The sequence below is a fragment of the Bacteroidia bacterium genome, from assembly GCA_033391075.1.
In the GTDB taxonomy this organism is placed as follows: domain Bacteria; phylum Bacteroidota; class Bacteroidia; order J057; family J057; genus JAWPMV01.
Window position 1 is genome coordinate 1,954,079 of the sequence record JAWPMV010000001.1, and the last position, 20,743, is coordinate 1,974,821.

18 protein-coding genes are annotated in these 20,743 nt (G+C 42.6%); 12 read left to right on the plus strand and 6 right to left on the minus strand.

Annotated features, from left to right (window positions below):
• The first annotated feature begins 79 nt into the window (after positions 1-79).
• The 4 genes from R8P61_07905 to R8P61_07920 are packed head-to-tail and all read left to right on the plus strand — an operon-like array spanning position 80 to position 3,862.
• On the plus strand, positions 80-1,216 hold the full coding sequence (locus R8P61_07905; GenBank protein ID MDW3646970.1) for a T9SS type A sorting domain-containing protein: 1,137 nt from the start codon (positions 80-82) through the stop codon (positions 1,214-1,216).
• Between the two features lie 2 nt (positions 1,217-1,218).
• Positions 1,219-1,893: an alpha/beta hydrolase gene (locus tag R8P61_07910; protein ID MDW3646971.1), complete on the plus strand. Its 675-nt coding sequence runs from the start codon at positions 1,219-1,221 to the stop codon at positions 1,891-1,893.
• A 49-nt stretch (positions 1,894-1,942) separates the two neighbouring features.
• A complete protein-coding gene (locus R8P61_07915; protein MDW3646972.1) occupies positions 1,943-3,430 on the plus strand; it encodes an amidohydrolase family protein in 1,488 nt (495 codons plus the stop codon).
• A gap of 3 nt (positions 3,431-3,433) precedes the next feature.
• Complete coding sequence (locus tag R8P61_07920; GenBank protein ID MDW3646973.1) at positions 3,434-3,862, plus strand: GNAT family N-acetyltransferase; 429 nt, start codon at positions 3,434-3,436, stop codon at positions 3,860-3,862.
• Between the two features lie 6 nt (positions 3,863-3,868).
• Here the strand turns inward: R8P61_07920 and R8P61_07925 are convergent, their stop codons facing one another.
• Complete coding sequence (locus R8P61_07925) at positions 3,869-4,735, minus strand: AraC family transcriptional regulator (protein MDW3646974.1); 867 nt, start codon at positions 4,733-4,735, stop codon at positions 3,869-3,871.
• Positions 4,736-4,867: 132 nt separating this feature from the next.
• Here R8P61_07925 and R8P61_07930 point away from each other — a divergent pair, with 132 nt between their 5' ends.
• From R8P61_07930 to R8P61_07940, 3 genes are all read left to right on the plus strand, one after another.
• A complete protein-coding gene (locus tag R8P61_07930; GenBank protein MDW3646975.1) occupies positions 4,868-5,794 on the plus strand; it encodes a dihydrodipicolinate synthase family protein in 927 nt (308 codons plus the stop codon).
• Between the two features lie 12 nt (positions 5,795-5,806).
• Positions 5,807-6,808 (plus strand): 4-hydroxyproline epimerase, encoded by a 1,002-nt coding sequence (locus tag R8P61_07935; protein MDW3646976.1) that lies wholly within the window; start codon positions 5,807-5,809, stop codon positions 6,806-6,808.
• 107 nt (positions 6,809-6,915) lie between these two features.
• Entirely contained in the window at positions 6,916-8,160 is a 1,245-nt protein-coding gene (locus R8P61_07940) for an FAD-dependent oxidoreductase (GenBank protein ID MDW3646977.1), read from the plus strand.
• On the opposite strand, the gene R8P61_07945 is transcribed toward R8P61_07940, so the two are convergent.
• Entirely contained in the window at positions 8,157-8,996 is an 840-nt protein-coding gene (locus R8P61_07945; GenBank protein MDW3646978.1) for a methylated-DNA--[protein]-cysteine S-methyltransferase, read from the minus strand. The genes R8P61_07940 and R8P61_07945 overlap by 4 nt on opposite strands.
• Before the next feature lie 213 nt (positions 8,997-9,209).
• Between R8P61_07945 and R8P61_07950 the strand changes: the two genes are divergently transcribed.
• The 4 genes from R8P61_07950 (at position 9,210) to R8P61_07965 (ending at position 14,135) form a co-directional block, all read left to right on the plus strand.
• The gene (locus R8P61_07950) at positions 9,210-10,961 is read left to right on the plus strand and encodes an amidohydrolase (protein ID MDW3646979.1); all 1,752 of its coding nucleotides are present in this window, start codon (positions 9,210-9,212) and stop codon (positions 10,959-10,961) included.
• Between the two features lie 45 nt (positions 10,962-11,006).
• Complete coding sequence (locus tag R8P61_07955; protein ID MDW3646980.1) at positions 11,007-11,540, plus strand: hypothetical protein; 534 nt, start codon at positions 11,007-11,009, stop codon at positions 11,538-11,540.
• Positions 11,541-11,616: 76 nt separating this feature from the next.
• Positions 11,617-12,129 (plus strand): hypothetical protein, encoded by a 513-nt coding sequence (locus tag R8P61_07960; protein ID MDW3646981.1) that lies wholly within the window; start codon positions 11,617-11,619, stop codon positions 12,127-12,129.
• A 20-nt stretch (positions 12,130-12,149) separates the two neighbouring features.
• The gene (locus R8P61_07965) at positions 12,150-14,135 is read left to right on the plus strand and encodes a S9 family peptidase (protein ID MDW3646982.1); all 1,986 of its coding nucleotides are present in this window, start codon (positions 12,150-12,152) and stop codon (positions 14,133-14,135) included.
• A gap of 71 nt (positions 14,136-14,206) precedes the next feature.
• Here the strand turns inward: R8P61_07965 and R8P61_07970 are convergent, their stop codons facing one another.
• The 4 genes from R8P61_07970 to R8P61_07985 form a co-directional block, all read right to left on the minus strand.
• Positions 14,207-15,958: a thiol-activated cytolysin family protein gene (locus R8P61_07970; protein MDW3646983.1), complete on the minus strand. Its 1,752-nt coding sequence runs from the start codon at positions 15,956-15,958 to the stop codon at positions 14,207-14,209.
• Between the two features lie 203 nt (positions 15,959-16,161).
• Positions 16,162-17,403 carry a DUF6569 family protein gene (locus tag R8P61_07975; protein MDW3646984.1) on the minus strand — a complete coding sequence of 414 codons (1,242 nt, stop codon included), beginning with the start codon at positions 17,401-17,403 and terminating at the stop codon, positions 16,162-16,164.
• Positions 17,404-17,503: 100 nt separating this feature from the next.
• Positions 17,504-18,562 carry an ATP-grasp domain-containing protein gene (locus R8P61_07980; GenBank protein ID MDW3646985.1) on the minus strand — a complete coding sequence of 353 codons (1,059 nt, stop codon included), beginning with the start codon at positions 18,560-18,562 and terminating at the stop codon, positions 17,504-17,506.
• On the minus strand, positions 18,555-19,118 hold the full coding sequence (locus tag R8P61_07985) for a hypothetical protein (protein MDW3646986.1): 564 nt from the start codon (positions 19,116-19,118) through the stop codon (positions 18,555-18,557). Before R8P61_07985 ends, R8P61_07980 begins: the two co-directional genes overlap by 8 nt.
• Before the next feature lie 143 nt (positions 19,119-19,261).
• On the opposite strand from R8P61_07985, the gene R8P61_07990 reads away from it, so the two are divergent.
• Entirely contained in the window at positions 19,262-20,710 is a 1,449-nt protein-coding gene (locus tag R8P61_07990; GenBank protein MDW3646987.1) for an amidohydrolase, read from the plus strand.
• Positions 20,711-20,743: the final 33 nt, after the last annotated feature.

Below are 20,743 nucleotides of genomic sequence, written 5' to 3' on the forward strand. Positions count from 1 at the left end.
TCTGGAAATATATGAAAGGCTGCCCAACTTGGGCAGCCTTTTTTCTTCAAAACCTGTTTTCTCTAAGCTCAATACTGCTATGAAAAAAGTTTTACTCCTTTTTCTTTTATACCTTCTGCTTACCCCCGCTTTTACCCAAAATCAGGCAAATGAGTTCTGCGGTACTATAGAGTCTAAAGATCCTACTTTCGATCCCATCGCCTACCAAAAATTTCTGGAGAAGAAAAAAGGAGAAGTTGCTGAGAAGAATATCATCAACTTACCATTGGCAATCAGGATTGTGAGGCGTTCGGACGGAACAGGAGGATTGCCGGAAGCAGAAATTGATGAGATTATGGATTCGCTCAATGTCCGTTTTGCCAATTCAAATTTTCAATTCTTTCAGTGTGGTGATCCCCAATTTGTGGATGTAAATGTATTTTATGATTTCGACCGGGACCTTTATGCCGACAGTCTGGTTACCTACAATATTCCGGATGTCATCAATGTATATTTCATCAGTAAAATCATCAATGGCGCAAGCTTTCTTTGTGGCTACGCAAGTTTTCCCTGGAACAATCAGGAATATGTAGTAGTGAAAAATGATTGTGCGATGAATGGAAGTACCCTGGCACATGAGATCGGCCATTACCTGGGACTTTATCATACACACACCACGATCAATGGAGTTGAGTATGCAGATGGGTCAAATTGCATTTTCGCCGGAGATGAACTTTGTGGAACTCCTGCTGATCCAACCCTGGGATCAGGCAATGTAGATATCAATTGCCTTTATACAGGAACTTCCAAAGATGGCAATGGAGACTCCTATACTCCGGACCCGACCAATATTATGTCCTATTCTCGCAAAGCTTGTCGTACCTATTTTTCCCCGGATCAGTTTACTCGTATGGAGTTTTATTATGATCGCTTCCGAAATAATCTTGCTTGTCAATCTGCTACGGGTATAGCGAATGAAACTTTCCTTTCAGATTTAGAACTGTATCCCAATCCTGCTTCCTCTTTTCTCAAGCTTAGCTTTGAAACTCCTTCCCCTGCCTTTTATGAACTTAAGGTTTTCGATTTATTAGCCCATGAACTTTATAGCAATGAAATAAAAGGAAATGGTGGATATGTGGAAGCAAGCATTCCCCTGGACTACTTATCGTCCGGGATTTACTACCTTAGTATCGTGCAGGATGGAAAAAGAGAGATTCACAAATTTGTAAAAGAATAAAGATGAAGATTAGCCTGGGCCTTCTTCCGGGATTGGGCTTTACAAAGGAAATATTTTCTCGTCTGAAAATACAGGCAGAGGAGCTATTCTATTTAGAATGGATAGAGCCTGAAGTAAATGAATCGCTTGATTCTTATGCCCTTCGTATGGGAAGTGATCTGAAAAGAGCAAAATACCCATTGGTATTGTTAGGACATTCCTTTGGAGGAATGATGGCTTCAGAGGTTTCTCGGCAATATGAAGCTCAGCTTATAATTTTGATCTCGAGCGTTAAAAATAGAGAAGAAATTCCTTTCAGGTTTAAATCCATTGCACCTTTAGGCTTGCATCGTCTTTTTACCAAAGAACTCAGCTTAAAAAGCCTTCCATATTGGGGGGAAAGATTTGGATACAAAAAAGGGGAGGAGCAGGAATTATTTAGAAAAATGGTCTCCCGGCAAACGAACTCCTACCTGCAATGGGCATTGAAAAATCTCTCTCTCTGGGACCGGAATATCTCCAGGGAAGTTCCTTATTTCCATTTTCACGGAGACCATGACAAGACTTTCCCCGTCCAACATATAAAGCCTCCTTTTACCCTGATCGAAAAAGGAAGCCATATGATGGTTTATAACCAGGCCTGGAAATTGAGCCAGCTGATAAATACTTCTCTCGAAACAGTTTTTAATCCCGCTTAAATCTGCGAACCAGCTTTGTCTGCAGGATTAGCACACAAAACAAAAACGAATGAAACTCCAACTCTCTCTCTTTTTTTCTCTATTTCTATGTAGCTTTTTTGCTTGTACAGAGTCGGCCCCACCGGATTCAACCTTTATAAAAAATGTATTGATTGTTGATGGGACTGGAGCCAAAGCCTATAAAGGAGCATTGAGAATTTCCGGCCAGAGAATTTATGAAATTGGAGATTTGTCTGAGAAATCCGGAGAGGATATTATTGATGGTCAAGGCAAAGTTTTGGCGCCGGGATTTATCGATACCCATAGCCACCATGATCTCAGTAGTATGACAGATTATATGGCTGCAATGAGTCAGGGAGTTAGTACCATAGTTGTGGGACAGGATGGATTCTCCAAATACCCGATTAAGGATTTTTTCCAAAAAGTAACAGATAAGCCAGGGACCTTAAATATCGCTTCTTATATCGGCCATAATACCCTCAGAGGAAAAGTGCTGGGAGAAAAGTACCAACGAAAAGCTAGCACAGCAGAAGTAGAGGAAATGAGAAAACTTTTGTTGGAAGAGATGGCATCTGGAGCATTGGGACTGTCAAGTGGGCTTGAATATGATCCGGGCATTTATTCTGATAAAAGTGAGGTGATCAGTTTGGCGAAAGAACTAAAGGCCTTAAATGGTCGCTATATCAGCCATATGCGGAGTGAAGATATGAAGCTGGAAGAGGCGATTGAAGAAATCATAGATATCGGGAAGCAAGCGGGAATTCCTGTACAAATCTCACATTTCAAATTAGCCAGGAAAAGCCTTTGGGGCAAAGCAGGAGAAATGCTCGCAAGATTGGACCAGGTCAGAGCTGAGGGAATAGAAATCACAGCTGATGTCTATCCTTATGAATATTGGCAATCAACCATGACGGTTCTTTTTCCTAAAAGGGATTTTGACAATATCGCTTCAGCCCGCCACGCCTTGACTGAACTTACCAGCCCCGAAGGGATGATCATCGCTGAATTTGAAGCCGAGAAATCATATGAAGGAAAAACCCTGGCTGAAATCGCAAAAAAGAGGGGAGAGGATCCGGCGGTAACTTATATGAAGTTGATTGATATGTCTCAAAAAACACCAGGAGAAAGTATCATTGCCAGATCAATGACAGAGGCAGATATTTATACCCTCTTGAATTGGCCACATGCAAATCTTTGTTCGGATGGTTCGCCTACCGGGCATCCCAGAGGTTGGGGATCTTTTCCTCGATATTTCTCAAATGCTCAGGATATTCCCATTGAAAAACGAATAGAAAAAATGACCTCTTTGGCAGCTAAACATATAGGCATAGCGGATAGAGGCATCCTGGAGAAGGGTGCCTATGCAGATTTGGTTTTGTTGGACCCGGACGAACTGAAAGACAAAGCAACTTTCAAAGAGACAGGCCTGAAATCACAAGGGGTCTTGTCAGTTTGGGTAAATGGCACAAAAGTGTATGACGGAGAATCGGCGACTGAAGCCCGGCCCGGTAAATTGATCAAGCGTAAAGGATTTTGACCAATGGCAGCAGACATTCTTATTCACAATGATAAAAGTCGAATCGATATAGATTATGTATTTCATTACCTGCACCATATTTCTTATTGGGCGAAAGGCAGACCCAGAAGCCTGATTGAGCGGGGAATTGAAAATTCTTTCTGTTTTATAGTTGAAAAAAATGGGAAACAGATCGGATTTGCTCGTGTAATCTCAGATTTTGCCACTTTTGGCTATTTAGCTGATGTATTTATAGATGAAAATCAAAGAGGCTATGGGTATGGGAAACTATTGATCGAACACATTTTGGAGCATCCCCAACTCAAGTACCTAAAAAGGTGGATGTTGCTTACCGGAGATGCTCATGGCTTATATAAACAATATGGCTTTAACCCTCCAGCTAAACCAGAGATTGTAATGGAGAAAGTTCGCAAAGACTATGTCGAATCGTAGTACATACTAATAGGAATGATCATGTTTTCTATAAGCCGATGGAGTCATTTTTTTGACTTTCAGGAATTGACGATTAAAATGAGAGAGGTTCTGAAAGCCGGTTTCAAAAGATACCTGGGCGATACTCAGGTCCGCCTTTCTTAATAGAGAACAAGCATGTTCAATGCGTAATTCATTTAAATACTGGATATAGGTTTTGCGGGTATGTAGCTTAAAATACCTGCAAAATTGAGAAACACTTAAATTTGCTTCTCTGGCTACTTCCTCCAGTTTTATTTCCTTGTCCAGATGCTGAATAGAAAATTGCATAACCTTCTGCATGCGTTCATCTCTTCTGCTTTCCAAGTCAGCGTCATAGTATTGACTATTGATAAATTCCTGCTCCCGAAAGTTCATCATAAATCTTAGCATACTTAATAAATCTATCAAGAGCCCAAGTCCCTGTTTTTCTGGAAAGCTAGAAAGTTGCTCAAAAAGTATGGCTTTTTCCTTACCCGTAAACATGATGCCTCGCTTGGCCTTTTTTAGGTAACTATCAACTTGCTTCAACTCAGGCAATGCAAAGAACTCCTTCCCAAAAGATTCTCGCCCAAAGAAAACGGATATAGAACAAACCCCTGTCTCAAGTTCAGTCAAGGAATTCCTACTATTTTTTAAAAGATGGGGTGTATTAGATCCCAGCATAAATACATCTCCCGCTTGAAAAGGAGTTGAACTATTTCCGGCAAATAAGATCCCTTCGCCTTTATGTATAGCCGTGATTTGCCATTCAGGATGTTGGTGCAAACGCTCATAAAAATTCCGGGCCTCGTCTTTTTGCACGTGAAAGGAGGTGTCCTGGGTTTTGGGAATACTAAACTGGACCGGTTTCATAAGAAATAGTACTATTTAATGTGTTTTGGTTGGTATGATGAGCAAAATTAGCAAAATAGTATCAGTATTTGCGAAAATCTATCAACAGGAAGTGCGCGAAGACTGCTAATTTTGAGACTCTAACCTAAACCTATGAAAAAAGTAAGCTGGAACGGGGTCTACCCCGCATTAACTACCGCCTTCCACGAAAATGGAGATCTCGATCTGGATACCTTTGCTATGAATGTCAATGCCCAATTAGAAGCGGGAGTTGATGGGATAGTTATCGGAGGATCTTTAGGAGAAAGTAGTACCCTCACGCATGAAGATCGTTTGGAAATCCTCCAGATGTGTCTGGATAAATTCGGCGATCGTACGGATGTAATTCTGAATATTGCAGAAGGCTCTACCCGGGCCGCTATCAGCCTCGCTCAAAAAGCAGAAGCTGCAGGAGCCCATGGCCTTATGGTCTTGCCTCCCATGATGTATAAACCTACAGATGATGAGGTAAAAGAATTTTTCGAAGAGGTTGCCAAGAGTACCAGCCTTCCGATGATGCTCTACAATAATCCGGTGGATTATAAGATTGAAATAACGTTGGACATTTTTGAACAATTGGCCTATCTCGACAATATCACCGCAGTAAAAGAGAGTACCCGTGATCTCTCCAATGTAACCCGATTCAAAAATCGCTTTGGCGATAGATTTAAAGTCTTGTGTGGAGTAGATACAATTGCGATGGAAGCGCTCTTGATGGGTGCAGATGGATGGGTAGCGGGTCTGGTTGATGCCTTTCCTGCAGAAACGGTTGCCATTTATCGTTTGGTGAAAGCTGGAAGGATAAAAGAAGCCCTGGAAATTCATCGTTGGTTCCTGCCTATTCTGGAATTGGACATCAATCCTCAACTGGTACAGAATATTAAACTTGCTGAAGTCTATACGGGCATAGGTACAGAGCACGTAAGAGCACCGAGAAAACCATTGAGGGGTGCTGAGAGGGCTAGGGTCATCAAGATTATAGAAGATGGCTTAAAAAGCAGACCTCAGCTTCCTGATTATTTGAGTCTGGCGGTTCATTAGGAGAGAAGATTTATGAGAAAGACCTTTTTCTGCGTAGATGCTCATACCTGTGGCAATCCAGTCCGCCTGGTTGCCGGAGGAGGACCCCAGCTTGAGGGAAGCAATATGATGGAGCGCAGGCTTCATTTCCTCAAAGAATTTGACTGGATTAGAAAGGGACTTATGTTTGAGCCCCGAGGGCACGACATGATGTCGGGAAGTATTCTCTATCCGCCCAGTGATCCTGCAAATGATATCGGCATACTTTTTATCGAAACCAGCGGCTGCCTACCAATGTGCGGGCATGGAACCATAGGTACAGTAACCATCGCTTTAGAGGAAGGATTGGTGCAGCCTAAAGTTCCCGGGAAATTGAAGTTAGAAACTCCTGCCGGCTTGGTTAAAGTAGTCTATACAGAAAAAAATGGGAAGATTTCCTCCGTTCGACTAACCAATATCCCCTCTTTTCTTTATAAAGAGAATTTGACAGTCGATTGTCCTGATCTGGGAGAATTGGTGTTGGATGTAGCTTATGGAGGAAACTTCTATGCTATTGTAGATCCACAAGAATCCTTCTCAGGGATTGAAGACTATACGGCAGGTGATCTTATTAGGTGGAGCCCGATAATAAGAGAACGTCTAAACCAGAAATACGAATTCCAGCATCCGCTTTATCCGGAAATCAAGGGCCTCAGCCACTTGCTCTGGACCGGTAAAACCTTGAGTCCGGAGGCGGATGCCAGGAATGCCGTATTCTATGGCGATAAAGCCATCGATCGTTCTCCTTGCGGTACGGGCACCTCTGCTCGTATGGCTCAATGGGCCGCCAAAGGCAAACTCAAAAAAGGAGATCGTTTCGTTCACGAAAGTTTCATCGGTTCTACCTTCATCGGAAGGGTAGAAGAGGAGACCAGCTGTGGAGAATATCCGGCCATCATTCCCAGTATAGAAGGCTGGGCCAAAATCACGGGCTACAACAACATCATCATAGATGATGAAGACGATCCTTATGCCCATGGCTTTCAAGTGATTTAAGGAAATTCTATTTAGCTCAATCAAATTATTCTGTGCCAGAGCAACTGGAATTTTTGCTTCTTTTTCATTTTGGGAAAAGAAGAAACCTCAAAAAATAAAAAGAGCAAATGCATATTCATATCGTTGGCGGCGGCATCATCGGCCTATGCTCTGCCTGGTATCTGAAAAAAGCCGGATGTGAAGTAACAATCATTGACCGAAGTGATCTTTCGGATGGTACCTCTCATGGAAATGCGGGTATGATTGTTCCCAGTCATTTTGTGCCACTCGCAGCGCCGGGAGTGATCGCACAGGGAATCAAATGGATGTTTCAGGAGAAAAGCCCATTTTACATCCGTCCTCGCCTCAATCTGGAATTGGGTCAATGGCTCTGGCATTTTTATCGTTCCTGTAGCAAAGAAAAAGTACAGGCAGCTATGCCCATTCTCTTTCAGTTCAATGAATGGAGCAAGGAACTATATAAAGCTTTTTCAGAAGAGGAGGGCTTTGATTTTTCTTATGAGGAAAAAGGGCTGCTCATGTTGTACAAGACAGCTAAAGCGGAAGAAGAAGAAGGGGAACTTGCAGAGCAGGCTCATAAACTCGGCATTGAGGCCGAGATCATCTCCCAATCCGGATTACAGGAACTTGAACCGGGTATCCGGATTGATGCACGTGGAGGGATACTCTTTCCCGGAGATGCCCATCTCTACCCAAATCAATTTATTGCTCGCTTGATTGCTGCTTTGAAAAAAGAAGGAGTGAAATTTAAAACAGGGCAAACAGTCTCTGACTTTAATTATTCAAATGATAAAATCACCCAAATTCGCCTGGATTCAGGCGAAGATTTGGAAGTAGATCAGCTTTTACTTTGCTCGGGAAGTTGGACTGCTCGTATCCTCAAAAAACTGGGGCAAAAGATGCTTTTGCAAGATGGTAGAGGCTATTCATTTACCCTCAAAGATCCAGCTTTGCGACCCGGTATTCCCACCATCCTTACAGAAGCCAAAGTAGCGGTAACTCCCATGGGCAAAGACCTGCGTATAGGAGGCTCTTTAGAACTCAGCAATCTGTCCACCAAAATCAATCCGAAACGACTTGCGGGGATTTATGAAAGTATGCCCAGATATTATCCCGATCTTTCCTTCGAAAGTCCTGACTTAGGAGAAGTTTGGCAGGGATATAGACCTTGCACACCAGATGGTATGCCTTATATTGATAAATCAAATCAAATAGAAAACCTGGCAATAGCGACAGGTCACGGTATGATGGGAATGAGTCTGGGACCAGCCACGGGCAAACTGCTGAGTGAAATTATGACCAGGCAAAAGCCGAGCATTGAAACCCGGCTTTTCTCTTTGAATAGATTCTAGTTATGTTGTTGGGCCATTTCCCAGCCAATCAGAGCTTTCTTTCTATCACTACCCCAGCGATATTCCCCGAGTTTGCCTTCTTTGCGTATCACTCGATGACAGGGAATTAGATAGGCAATAGGATTCCTGCCCACAGCCGTTCCTACAGCCCGGACTGCTTTGGGATTCGCAATTTGTTCTGCTAAATCTCCATAGGTTGTAAGCTGCCCGCTGGGAATATTTAGGAGAGCTTCCCAGACTTTCAGTTGAAAGTTCGTTCCCTGAACAAATAGACTTAATTCCCCTTGTTTATTTCGGTGGAAAATTTGGTCAACAATGTGGAGGGTTTCCTCCAGGCTTTCAACCAAAGAGGCTAATGCCCACTTCTCTTTGAATTGCTGAACTTCCTGTTCTTTTGTTTCCTCGGAAAGAAAAGCCAGTGCACAAACTCCTCGGTCGGTTTTAGCAATCAGACAATCTCCAAATGGGGTGGAATGAATACCATAATAAATGATAAGACCTTTGCCCATATTTCGGTATTCGGCAGGTGTCATCGCTTCGATTTTTACAAAGAGATCATAGACCCGCGATTGAGAAGATAAGCCCGCCAAGTCTGCCGCCTGGTCTATACTTTTAACCTCATGGATCTTCTCCCTCAAAAAATCAATGGAGAGAAATTGCATGAATTTTTTAGGACTAACGCCAGCCCATGCACTAAACATCTTTTGAAAGTGGTCTGGGGAAAGGTGAACCTTGTCGGCAATTTCATCCAAACTGGGTCTCTCCTTGAAGTTCTCCGCGATGTATTTGATCGATTGCTCAATCCTTTGGTAATCTATTTGTGCTTGTTCCATCATTATTTTTTCTCAAAACTAGGAGAGTTAGCTGCTGTTTTCAACCTGATTCTTGTGCTGTTGAAGCAAATTGAAGAGAGCTCTGCTGTTCTTGTGTTCAAGTATTCATGAAAATATCCATTAGAACACAAGAACACAAGAACACTTTGACACCCCAAAAATATCTCTACCTTTATCCTCAGAAACATCGGACTACTCAATTCGCAATTTTCTAGCATGAAACGGATTATATTTCTTCTGGGACTCCTTCTATTTTTTGCCTTCAGTTATCTGTACCTGATCCAGGATTTCTCAAAAACAAAAAGTAACCTTATCTACAATGGAATCATCCTCACCATGGAGGCTGTTCATCCATCTGTGGAGGCTATTTTTGTGGAAGATGGCATCATCCAGGCTGTAGGGAAATATGATGAACTAAAGGATCTGGCTGATGAGGATACGGAAGTGCTGGACCTGGATGGGAATACCCTGATGCCGGGATTTATTGATAGCCATACGCATGCGGTTGGCAGTAGTTTTCTCCATTCCATGATAGACTTGAGCGGCTTTAAACACAACCGTCCGGAGGAAGTCTGGACCCATTTGGAATCAGAAGTAAAGAATTTTGATAAGGGAGAATGGATTGTGTGTAAAGGCCTCGATCCGGTTTTGGTAAAAGGATTGATCCCTCCTCATATTTCCTATCTGGATTCTATTGCTCCTGACAATCCTTTATTTATTATTTCCCAAAGCCTCCATTCCCAATGGGCAAACAGCCTGGCATTTCAAGAAGTAGGAATTGATGAAAATAGTCCGGATCCCTCAGCGAGTAGCTATTATGAAAAAGACGAAGCGGGGAAGCTCACAGGATTTATAGCTGAACAAGAAGCATTCTATCCTTTTCGCCTGAAATTGGTAGAAGCAGGAAGAGAGCAATTGGTGAAATCAATAGTCCAAGTCATGGATCAATATGCAGCTTATGGAAATACTACGATAGCCACTCTGGGGATGAGTACCAATGATCCCAATGCCTTTCGCCTATACGAACATCTTTCCTCTGAAAAGCCGGGCCTCCTCAACCAGGTACTGGTTAAGTTCGGTATGCTTCCCGAACGGAAAGCTGGGGTGAGACATTTTGCCTATATCCGGAAAGATGCCATCAATCTTCTGCCTTCCAGTCCTGAAAATGGGGATGATTTTTTTAAAGTATTGGGCGTAAAATTTTGGTATGATGGCTCGCCCTATACAGGTTCGATGTATGTAGAAGAACCCTATCTGGTTTCTCCACTTACAAAAGAAGGATTTCTGATTCCGGATGGATGGAGAGGGGAAGCCTTGATTGAGCATGATAGCCTGGAACATTGGGTGAAAAAATACCAGTCGGAAGGTTGGCAAATAGCGATTCATGCCCAGGGAGATTTAGCCATTCGAGAAATTTTGGAAGTCCTGGAGAAAAATCCTGCAGGGAAAGACAAAAGGACCCGACTGGAACATTGCATATTGCTGGCTGAGTCGAGCATACCCAAAATGAAAGAATTAGGGATTACTCCCAATTTCCACATCAATCATCTCTACTACTATGGACAGGCGCTGAGGGATGAGATCATTGGGCCAGAAAGAGCTGAAAAACTATTGCCTATAAAAACCGCAGCTAATGCAGGTCTCGCTTATGCTATGCATGCCGATAAACCCATGTTTGAAAGTGATCCGATAAGCCTTATGTCCACCGCAATCCAAAGGCAAACCCGGCAAGGAGATACCCTGGGATTTGATCAGGCTTTGAGTATAGAGGAAAGTTTGAGAGCAATGACGATAAACGCTGCCTGGCAACTCCAAATGGAAGATAAGATTGGATCTATTAAAGCAGGCAAGTATGCTGATTTTGTAGTTCTGGATCAAAATCCTCTGCAAACTAGTCCGGAGAATTTCAGAGATATCTCTATCTTACAAACAATTGTAAACGGTAATACTGTTTATAAAAATGAATAGCGCCTCAATATTAAAGTAGTCCAACATACTTTAATCAGATAACCCATGAAAAAACTTAGCTTAGTCTTTCTTTGCCTGATTCTATCTACCGCAAGCTTCACCCAATCCAAGAAAGCTAAAAAACTCTACGACAAAGCCTATAAAGCTGCTCAGGATGGCTATGCGATTGAAGCCTCCGTGCATTTGACTGACGCCATTGTACTCTACAAAGACTATGCAGAAGCATATGAACTGAGAGCCCTCTGCTTCCTCGCGATGAACAGAGAGAGTCAAGCTGCCAAGGATTTTGAGAAAGCAGCTGAAATAAATCCCAAAATGATGCGGTCTTTAGCTAATCTGATTGATATTAATCGGAAGGCTGAAAATTGGGAAAAGGTTGCTAAATATGCCGCCGTCATTTATGAACATCATGCCTATAATGGCTGTCGGGCGATGTATGAGTGGGGAGATGCATTAGAAAAAATGGGGAATATTGAACTAGCCAAAGAGAAGTACAAAACGTTTTTAGGCATGGATTGCAAGGAGATGAAAAATGAAAGCATGAAAGTAGAGCAATCCCTTCGCTTGTTACGAAATTAGAGAATTTTTATTCCTCCTTTTTGAAGTTTACCTTTGGAGAACCCCCATTTTTTGTCAACCTAAATACTGACTTGAAATGAAGAAGTTTTTTCTCTTTTTGCTTACTGTTCTATTTCTCTCAGGCAGTAAGTTGCATGCGCAGAACTACAAAACATCTCTTGGGCTTCGCATAGGTCCTTACTATGGAGTTACCCTCAAGCATTTTACCCGCAATGTCCGGGCGCTGGAATTTATCCTCGTGACCCGAAGGGGAGGAGTAGGACTAACTGGTTTATATGAGATTCATACACGGGCGTTTGGCCTGGATCGACTTCAGGCATATGGCGGAATTGGGGGGCATGTGAATATCTTCGATCGCTACGATTCCAATTTTTGGGATTGGGATGATGACCGGGATAGAGATGGAATAAATTTGGGAAATGACCAATTGCTCAATATTGGCCTGGATATGGTTTTGGGCCTTGAGTACACCATTAAAGAATTGCCTTTCAATGTCGGCATTGATTGGAAACCTGCCATCAACCTAATTGGGGACTATGGTTTATCTTCAGATCAATTCGCCATATCTTTTAGATTTGTATTTCGCTAAGTCAAGATTATAAGCCTCTTATGATGTCTATTTATCGCTACTTATTACTACTGGGCTTTTTGGGTCTGGTTCAGCTTTCTTTTACCCAAAAAAGGGCCCTGAAGATTGATGATTATTTCTCTTTCCAACAAGTTCAATCTCCCCTGATCAGTCCGGATGGAAAATGGGTGGCATGGTTACAGCGGGAAATTATGTTTAAGGAGGAAAAGTCAGAAACTAGTCTTTGGATGAAATCCCTGGAAGGCGGTGAGCCGATCCGGATGACAGCTAAAGGAAGTAGCGTCAGTCAACATCGCTGGAGCCCGGATGGAAAATATCTCAGTTTCATGGCAAATAGAAATGAGAGTAAAAGCCAGGTCTGGGTTTTAAACAGACAAGGGGGAGAAGCCCAGCAACTGACCAAAGTGAAGCAAGGAATCGGAGGATATGAATGGTCGCCGGATGGCAAACAATTGTTGCTGAGTATTCGGGAAGAGCCCAAAAAAGAGAAAAAGGAAAAAGATGCCAAGAAGGAAAGTCCCAAGCCCTGGGTAATAGACCGACTTCAATTCAAAAGAGACTATACTGGATATCTGGATACATTACATACTCATTTGTTTGTTCAAACAGTCGGAGATACAGGGCTTACGCAATTGACCCTGGGAGATTTTGATGCAGGCCAGGCAAGTTGGAGTCCGGATGGGAGCAAGGTTGTTTTTGTAAGTAATCGGACCGATAATCCAGATGCAAATTCCAATACGGATATCTGGATGGTATCCATAGATAAACCGGCTGAGTTAAGCCAACTCACGCAAAATCCAGGATCTGATTATTCACCTGCCTGGAGTCCTGATGGTAAATCCATCGCCTATATTACTTCTACTCAACCTGAGATCATTTGGTATGCTACCAATCATTTAGCCATGCTGTCTTTGGAAGGAAAGAAAAGCAAAGTGCTGACTTCAAAGCTGGATCGAAACATTTCTCGGCCCAAATTTTCTTCAGATGGAACTACTATTTATTTCAATTTAGAAGACAGTGGAGAATCTCAGCTTGCCCGTATGTCATTGAAGAATGGGAAAATAGAGCGTTTGGTGAAAGGCAATGACATTCTCAGAGGCTATGATCTGCATACTTCAGGAAATATCGCGATGGCAGTAAGTCGATCCGATTTGCCGGGAGAGGTATTTCTCTACCGTCAGACGGGTATTCAACAATTGACTGAGGTAAACAAAGAGATTTTGGATTCTTTACACTTGGCCTCTGTTGAATCGATCACATTTAAAAGCAATGACGGAACTGATATTGAAGGATTCTTTTATAAGCCTTTCGGTTTTGAAAATGGGAAGAAATATCCGACCCTTCTACGCATACATGGAGGACCAGTATCTCAATATACTTCTGCCTTTAATTTCGAAGCTCAGCTTTTTGCTGCTCAGGGTTATCTGGTGATCATGACCAATCCTCGGGGCTCTTCGGGCTACGGACAGGATTTTTCTATGGCCATTTTTCAGGATTGGGGAAAGAAAGACTATGAGGATGTCATGGCAGGAGTGGATTATGCCATCACACAAGGATGGGCCGATGAGAATAAATTGGGCGTAGGGGGCTGGTCCTATGGGGGAATCCTGACAAACTATGTCATTACACAAACTACACGTTTCCATGCCGCAATTTCAGGTGCAAGTGAGGTCTTATATGTAGCAAACTATGGGCATGATCATTATCAGCTACAGTGGGAAAAGGAATTTGGGCTTCCCTGGGAGAACCGGGAACTTTGGGAAAAGATCTCTCCATTCAACTACCTGACCAGGGTAAAAACGCCTACCTTGATTATGGGAGGAGAACATGATTGGAATGTACCCATTCTGAATTCAGAGCAAATGTATCAGGCGTTAAAAAGATTGGGAGTTCAAACCCAATTGGTGGTCTATCCCAATGAACATCACGGAATACGTCGGCCCAGTTTTATAAAGGATAGGTATCAAAGATATCTGGATTGGTATGCAAAATACCTCAATCCATAGAAAATAAGGGTCAGGCAATTTGCCTGACCCTTGAACTTAACACAAATGCTTGCTAATCAATCGACAAAATTCTAATTCAATCTGAGTTCAGCGACCTCTATTTTCATGATGTTGACATTGCTATCATGAGCACCTAAGGACAGACCTTTAATAACGGCTACTTTATCCCCATAATCTTCTGTCAATTTATAGGACTGTTCATAGCCTCCTTGGGTGCCGATAAAAGTTTCTTTTTCTGTTCCGTATTTGAATTGGCAATCAATTTCATCCAGGCTTATTTCCCGGTAAGAGAATCGTGCTCGATTTATGTTGTTGTTTGAAGCTCTTAAAGCAATCCCGGTGATCACTGCATTTCCGGGTGCTTCAAAGTTTATTTCCCCATCCCCATCAGCACTTCCACTGGCTTTGATGACTCTCTTTGCTCCTAAAGTTCCATCAGGATTTTGCTTCTTCACAATGAGGTGTAAAATGCGAATCGTACTGTTTTTAATGCCGGGTGAATTATGCATACTTGCACGCATACCTACGAGTACTTCATCTTCTCTCATGGATGGTACGCTTCTTTCAATGTTTCCAGAACCCTTTTGGACCGTTCGTTCATTGAACTTGTCTACCCTGGTTTCTATATCGCAGTTTTCTCCTTTATGAAAACAATCGCAAGAGGGTGCAACTATGGGTACACAGTTTTCGATGGTGAATTTCGTAGCTACTTCATTCTTGACAATTTTGTCTTCTAATACCGTACGAACTACATAAGACAAGGGAGCACCGGTTCGAATATCTCCCGCTGAAGCCAAAAAGTTTGTGATCTCTGCTACGTTTGTGGTTACCGCTTGAATCAGTTGGTTGGCATCTCCTCCCAGTGCAAATACCTTGACTCGCAGGTTCTCAAGATCACTAATGATTTTGGTGCTTCCGCCCCCACAATTTCCTCTAAAACAGGCATTAGCTGATGCTTCGATCACTGCTGAGGATTCCGTAGATTCAATCAGCAAAGCAAATTGTCTCCCTACGTTTATCGAACTTACATAGGTAAGCGGATTGAGGGGGCCTACTACTCTTTGAAGGTCTTCAGCCTGCACATCCGGATGGAAGAATTCACTAAGGCTGGAGGGGCGATCAAAGAGGACGCTGAAATAGGTTTGGTCCAGGAGAACTACAAAGCGATTGAATTGCTTCTCCAAATCCGTACTAAAGGCCAAAGATGCCTTTACAAGCCCCAGCGAATTTGAGGAAGCCTGAAAAGCCAATTCCAATTCTTGTTCTGACTTTACTTCCTGTATGCTGAAATTGAATCGGGCAGGTACGATTCCGGAATTGTCCTGCAAGATGTCATTAACGGTTTCAAAGTAGTTGGAAGGTGAATATTCATCCATGCTTCCGGAGACTGTATTGGATCCATTGAACAAGGAAAGGGAAATTCTTCCGGGGCCCCGTCTTAGGGGGACTCTATCCGGAGTAGCTTTCTTGAGTGAATTCCCAGCAAGTAAATTTCCCGCGATGATTACATCTGCGTTTGGATCAAAGTTGACAAACTTATCGGGGGCTAGGGTCGCATCCACTTCGGAGCGTGTGCAACTAAATACCACCCCGTCTACTTCTTCATCAAAGTCCGTACTGCTTGTGTCATTTTTAGTTACGGGATCGTTTATTCGACCTCCATTTTCAAGTATGTCGCGGATGAGTGCTTCTGAAAGTTCGCCGGATACTTGAGGTTCAATTCTATCTCCTTCACAGGAGAATAAGCCAAAAGATAGCAAGAGCAAAAGGGCCAGGGAAAATGAGTTGCTTGTTCGTGTGATTTTCTCAAAAAATAGGTTCATGTCTGTGTTTGTGAAATGTTAATTGATTTGATGAACCCAAGTTGAGAAATCAGCAAATGCGAAACATCCACCCAAGGAGGGATATCAAAATATCACCCCTTAGGGGGAGAAGCTGTAGTAGGTTATGGGGATTTTTGCTTAAAGGATAAAAAAAGAAACACGAATCCCCTCTGTGAAGAGGGGATCATGTTTCGCATTGTGCATCAAGGTCGCTGTCGAGTTGTATCTATGAGGGAAGTATCTATGGGAATTCTTCTATTTCTCAAGCGGTTCAGAACTTCTGGTGGAGGCATGCTTGTCGCTTGCTGGATTCTGAGTTGATTGGGAAGAATGGGAGCTGCCTCAGCTTTTCTCATATAATTTCTATGTACCCAATTTTTCTGCTTTTTGTCCTCAGTTGAAAACAGGATATAGCGATATTCATTTTCCGTAGTTTCAAACTGGGTAGAAGGATTGATCTGCTTTTTTTCAGTCTTTAGCTCAGAAGTATGAGTTGCACTTATAAAGGCATCTACTTCTTCTTTCTTAATAGCTGTAAATGCGAGGCTAGTATCAATTTTGGATATGGCTTCAACAATGACTGACTCCAGAAGTTTATCCCAAAGTTGGCTAAATAGGATATGGCTATTGTAAATATCGATTCCATAAATCTCTCCATTGATCGCATATGCATAGCCCAGAGCCTTTGGGTGTTTTTTCAATAAGTCTTTGTATAAAGCTTTTTGTTCCTTTCGTAAGCTATCCAGTTCTTTATTGTCCAAAGCCAGTTCCAGACTAGAGGAAGAAAGCCCATCTGCTACTTCTACGATCTCTCCCTTTTTCTCCGAAATTTTTTTGCTCAGTTCTTCTTTCTGGTAAGCGACACTTTGCCAGACACTACTTTGGTTCTTCTCGTATTTTGCAGCCAGTCTGAGTTCCCGGGAGGAAAGCATGCGTTTATTTTCTGAGAAATTGTCGGTTGATTCATTCCCCCTTTTCCTCCAACGTCCCTGCTCCACACAAAAACTGGCCAAAGGCATATCTTTTACATGTGGTGGAACAATCAGGTCATAGGCCAGGGTTCTATCCTGTTTTCCTCCTTTTACTATATCACCGGAATGAATGAAAATGTGTTTATCACTTTTGTTGGTGATGCTGAGTTCATTGACTTGCCCGGTTTCTTTGACTTCGACCTGATTGTTTTTCATGGCTTCCCCCAAACTCAGATATTCCGGAAGTTTGCCTTCCTCTTCTCCCAGAATAAGGAAGATTTGTAGATTGTCAGAAGTGAAGCTTTCGGTAATTTGAAAAGCCTGCTCTCCAGCAGGTAGATAAGAAGAAACGGGATCTGAATAGATATGAGCTTCTTCTTCCTTGCTAAAATTCGATAAGGGAATCGAACAAGCTTGAAATAGAAAAACTAAACAAAGAAGGCATGTGCTGTAGGAGAAAATACGTGTGTTCATGTTTTTTCCTTAAAGATCAGGGGATCAAAAAGGAAAAGCTATCCAGACTTGATGAAGAGGAAGCCTGACTACTTGAAATAGCTACATGAATCCATTTGGCTTATTTCCAGGCCTGCCGCAAAATATTCAGGAGAAGGTCTTTATATGTCCAACCCATAGAGCGTGCTGCAATCATAACCAGACTATCCTGGTTTTTTCGATGGGTTCTCGATGCTCCGGTCATATTGGGTTTAAAATTGACATCAAAGATGAAGTATTTCCCCTGAGCATTCTGGCGTGCATCCAGCCTAATAGGCGCCCTTATATCCAGCACTTTCCCTACCTGACTAGCTTCTTTCAAAATTTGCTTGAGGCTAGGCTCTTCAAGTGCTTCATTTTCAATGGCGTAGCTATTGTGGCTTACAGGAACGATCCCGCTATAGGGAGCTATCCCTTTGATATGATTTTCTCTTTTAACCGGAGGAAGGCTCCATGCTTCTTTTTTCTCTACTTCCTTTCCCCCAATCACATAAATCCCCGCAGGCATAACAGCCATGGTGATTTCCTGACCCGGAAGAAATGATTCTACCATTAACTTATTCCCAAAACGTTTTGAATCGAGGAGTTTGAGGGATTCTCTAATAAACTCATTTCTATTTTCTACGACCTTTACTCCCTTGCTTCCTCTTCCTCTGATTGGTTTTATTACTAAAGGGAAAGCTGGCTTTTCTTTTACATCCAGGGTATCCTTCTCAAAAATCAGGGAACGGGAAATGGGTATCCCCGATTCATGTAGAAGTTCATTGGTCAGGTATTTATCATCATGCTTGCCCACGAGTTCCGGGACCTGGCCGATCCAGAAGCTATTGCCTTTCATAAAGGCTTCGGCCGGATGACCCCCGTAGAGAAGTGTGTTCAACCAAAAATGAGTGGCTCCTTTATCTATGGCTTCTTGTATTCCTGCTGCTGTATCCGGAAACACCCAGTCATAATCGGAATTTTCCTTTGCTTTATCGACTGGGCAAATAATCTCAATTTCATCTTTTAGCCCAAAGGCAATATCGGCTCCACTATCACTATATCCTCCATGTTTCATAGGTTTCAAAATTCCATCAAAAACAGGAGGCTTGTGTGCCTGGTAAAGGATCGCTAGTTTGATCATAGGGAGGGACTTACTCATCAAGGGCCTTTTTTTCTTCGCCCATCAAGTCACGGTAGGTGTTGTAGTCATTTAATAAATACACCATGGCTCCTTCTGAAGTAACTTCTATATCAAAAACTCCTTTGTGTTGGAGTTCCTGTAGCTTGGCCTTTGCCTGATCTATGGTGATATCTGCATTGATACAAAGTACACCCGGGATTAATCTGCCTTTTGCTTTGACTGCTGCAGAGATAACCTCGGCATCAGAAAGGAGTTTTTTCTCTTTCTGAGCAGGGATGGAGAAATTTGAAGAAGTATTGGGAAGGTTTTTAAAGAGATCCGGATGCTTGACCTTGTAATAAGAAGTATAATTGTTGCTATTGTCGTACTTCATCTTTAGGATTCCCTTGGTCATCATGGCCTGTAATTTTCTACTTGCCTGCATATGACTCAATGGGGTATGGGTGGAAAGAGAGGCTGTAGTGATTTTATTGTCATTTTGCAATGCCATAATGATGACGTCTTGCTCACTTACAGATCGGTAAATTTCTCGCTGCTTTTTGAAATATTCCTTGGTAGATTTCCAGATGCCCATGTGTGTTTCTATTATAGCTCAATATATATACAACGAACAGGAATTTCCTGAGGTTACATATCCTCCTTCCAGAATCTCAATATAAATAATTCCTATCTTACTATCCCTTTTTGTATAACTAAGAAAGACAAAACCTAGGATCTATGAAACAATCTATCTACTATCTACTTTTCTTATCACTTTTTTTCGGAAGTCTTCAGGCGCAACTGAGCCCAGAGAAATCGGCCATGATTACTGACCTGGAAAAGAATCAATCAAAATATGTATCTGTAGCAGAAAAAATCTGGAGCCATGCTGAGCTTGGATTTTTGGAGGACGAAAGTTCAGCCCTTCTTCAAAAAACGCTAAAAAAAGCAGGCTTTAGTATAAAGGCTGATGTTGCAGGAATGCCGACTGCTTTTATTGCCGAATATGGAAGTGGAAAACCCATCATTGCAATGTTGGCGGAGTATGATGCCTTGCCCGATATGTCGCAGAAGGCTGTTCCCATGAAAGTGAAATCACCGAATGGAAGCGCCGGTCATGCATGTGGGCACCATTTATTTGGAGCTGGTTCTATAGCTGCAGCAATTACGGTCAAGAATTGGTTAAAAGAGACAAAAACTCCCGGAACGATCCGTTTGTATGGAACTCCTGCGGAAGAAGGAGGTGGAGGAAAAGTCTTCATGGTCCGTTCAGGATTGTTTGATGATGTTGATGCTGTACTTTCCTGGCATCCGGGAAATGAAAACTCTGCTGATGCGGGTTCCTCTCTTGCAGCGATCAGTGCTCGCTTTAGATTTAAGGGAGTGGCTGCTCATGCTGCCGGAGCTCCCTGGATGGGGCGAAGTGCATTGGATGGAGTAGAGGCCATGAATTATATGGTCAATATGATGCGGGAGCATGTAAAGCCGGAATCCCGAATCCATTATGCCATTCTGAATGGTGCTAAAGCAGCGAATATTGTTCCTGCGGAGGCTGAAGCTTCTTATATCATCCGTCATCCTGATATGCGTGAAGTAAGACAGCTGTTCGCTCGGGTTGTAAAGGCATCTGAAGCTGCGGCTATGGGGACAGAAACCGAAGTAAGCCATGAAATCATCATCGGATATTTCAATAAACTTCCTAATCAGGTTTTAGGCGAAGCCATGCATAAAAACCTTCAATTAGTTGGGGGAGTGAGCTATGATGCAAAGGAAAAAGACTTTGCTGCCAAATTGATGGACACCTATGATTCCAGGGACCTTATGCCTGAGTCCGCTGAAAAGGTAAAAGAATTTGAAGTAATTGAAATTGGTCGTGGTGGTAGTACAGATGTTGGGGATATCAGTTGGGTAAGACCTACTACAGGCATGAGGGCTGCAACCTGGGCTCCGGGAACTAGTGCCCATAGTTGGCAGGCAGTTGCCGCAGGAGGCATGAGCATTGGCCACAAAGGCATGATGGTCGCAGCCAAAACCCTGAGTTTGACAGCCTTTGATTTATTCAATAATCCCGAGCTACTCGAAAAAGCAAATGAAGAATTGCTAAGAAGAAGGGGAGCGGATTTTAAATATGAATCATTGCTGGGAGATAGAGAACCTCCATTGGATTATAGGAAGGGGCAGGAGTAATTGCCAAAGGCAATTTTACGTGTTCTTGTGTTC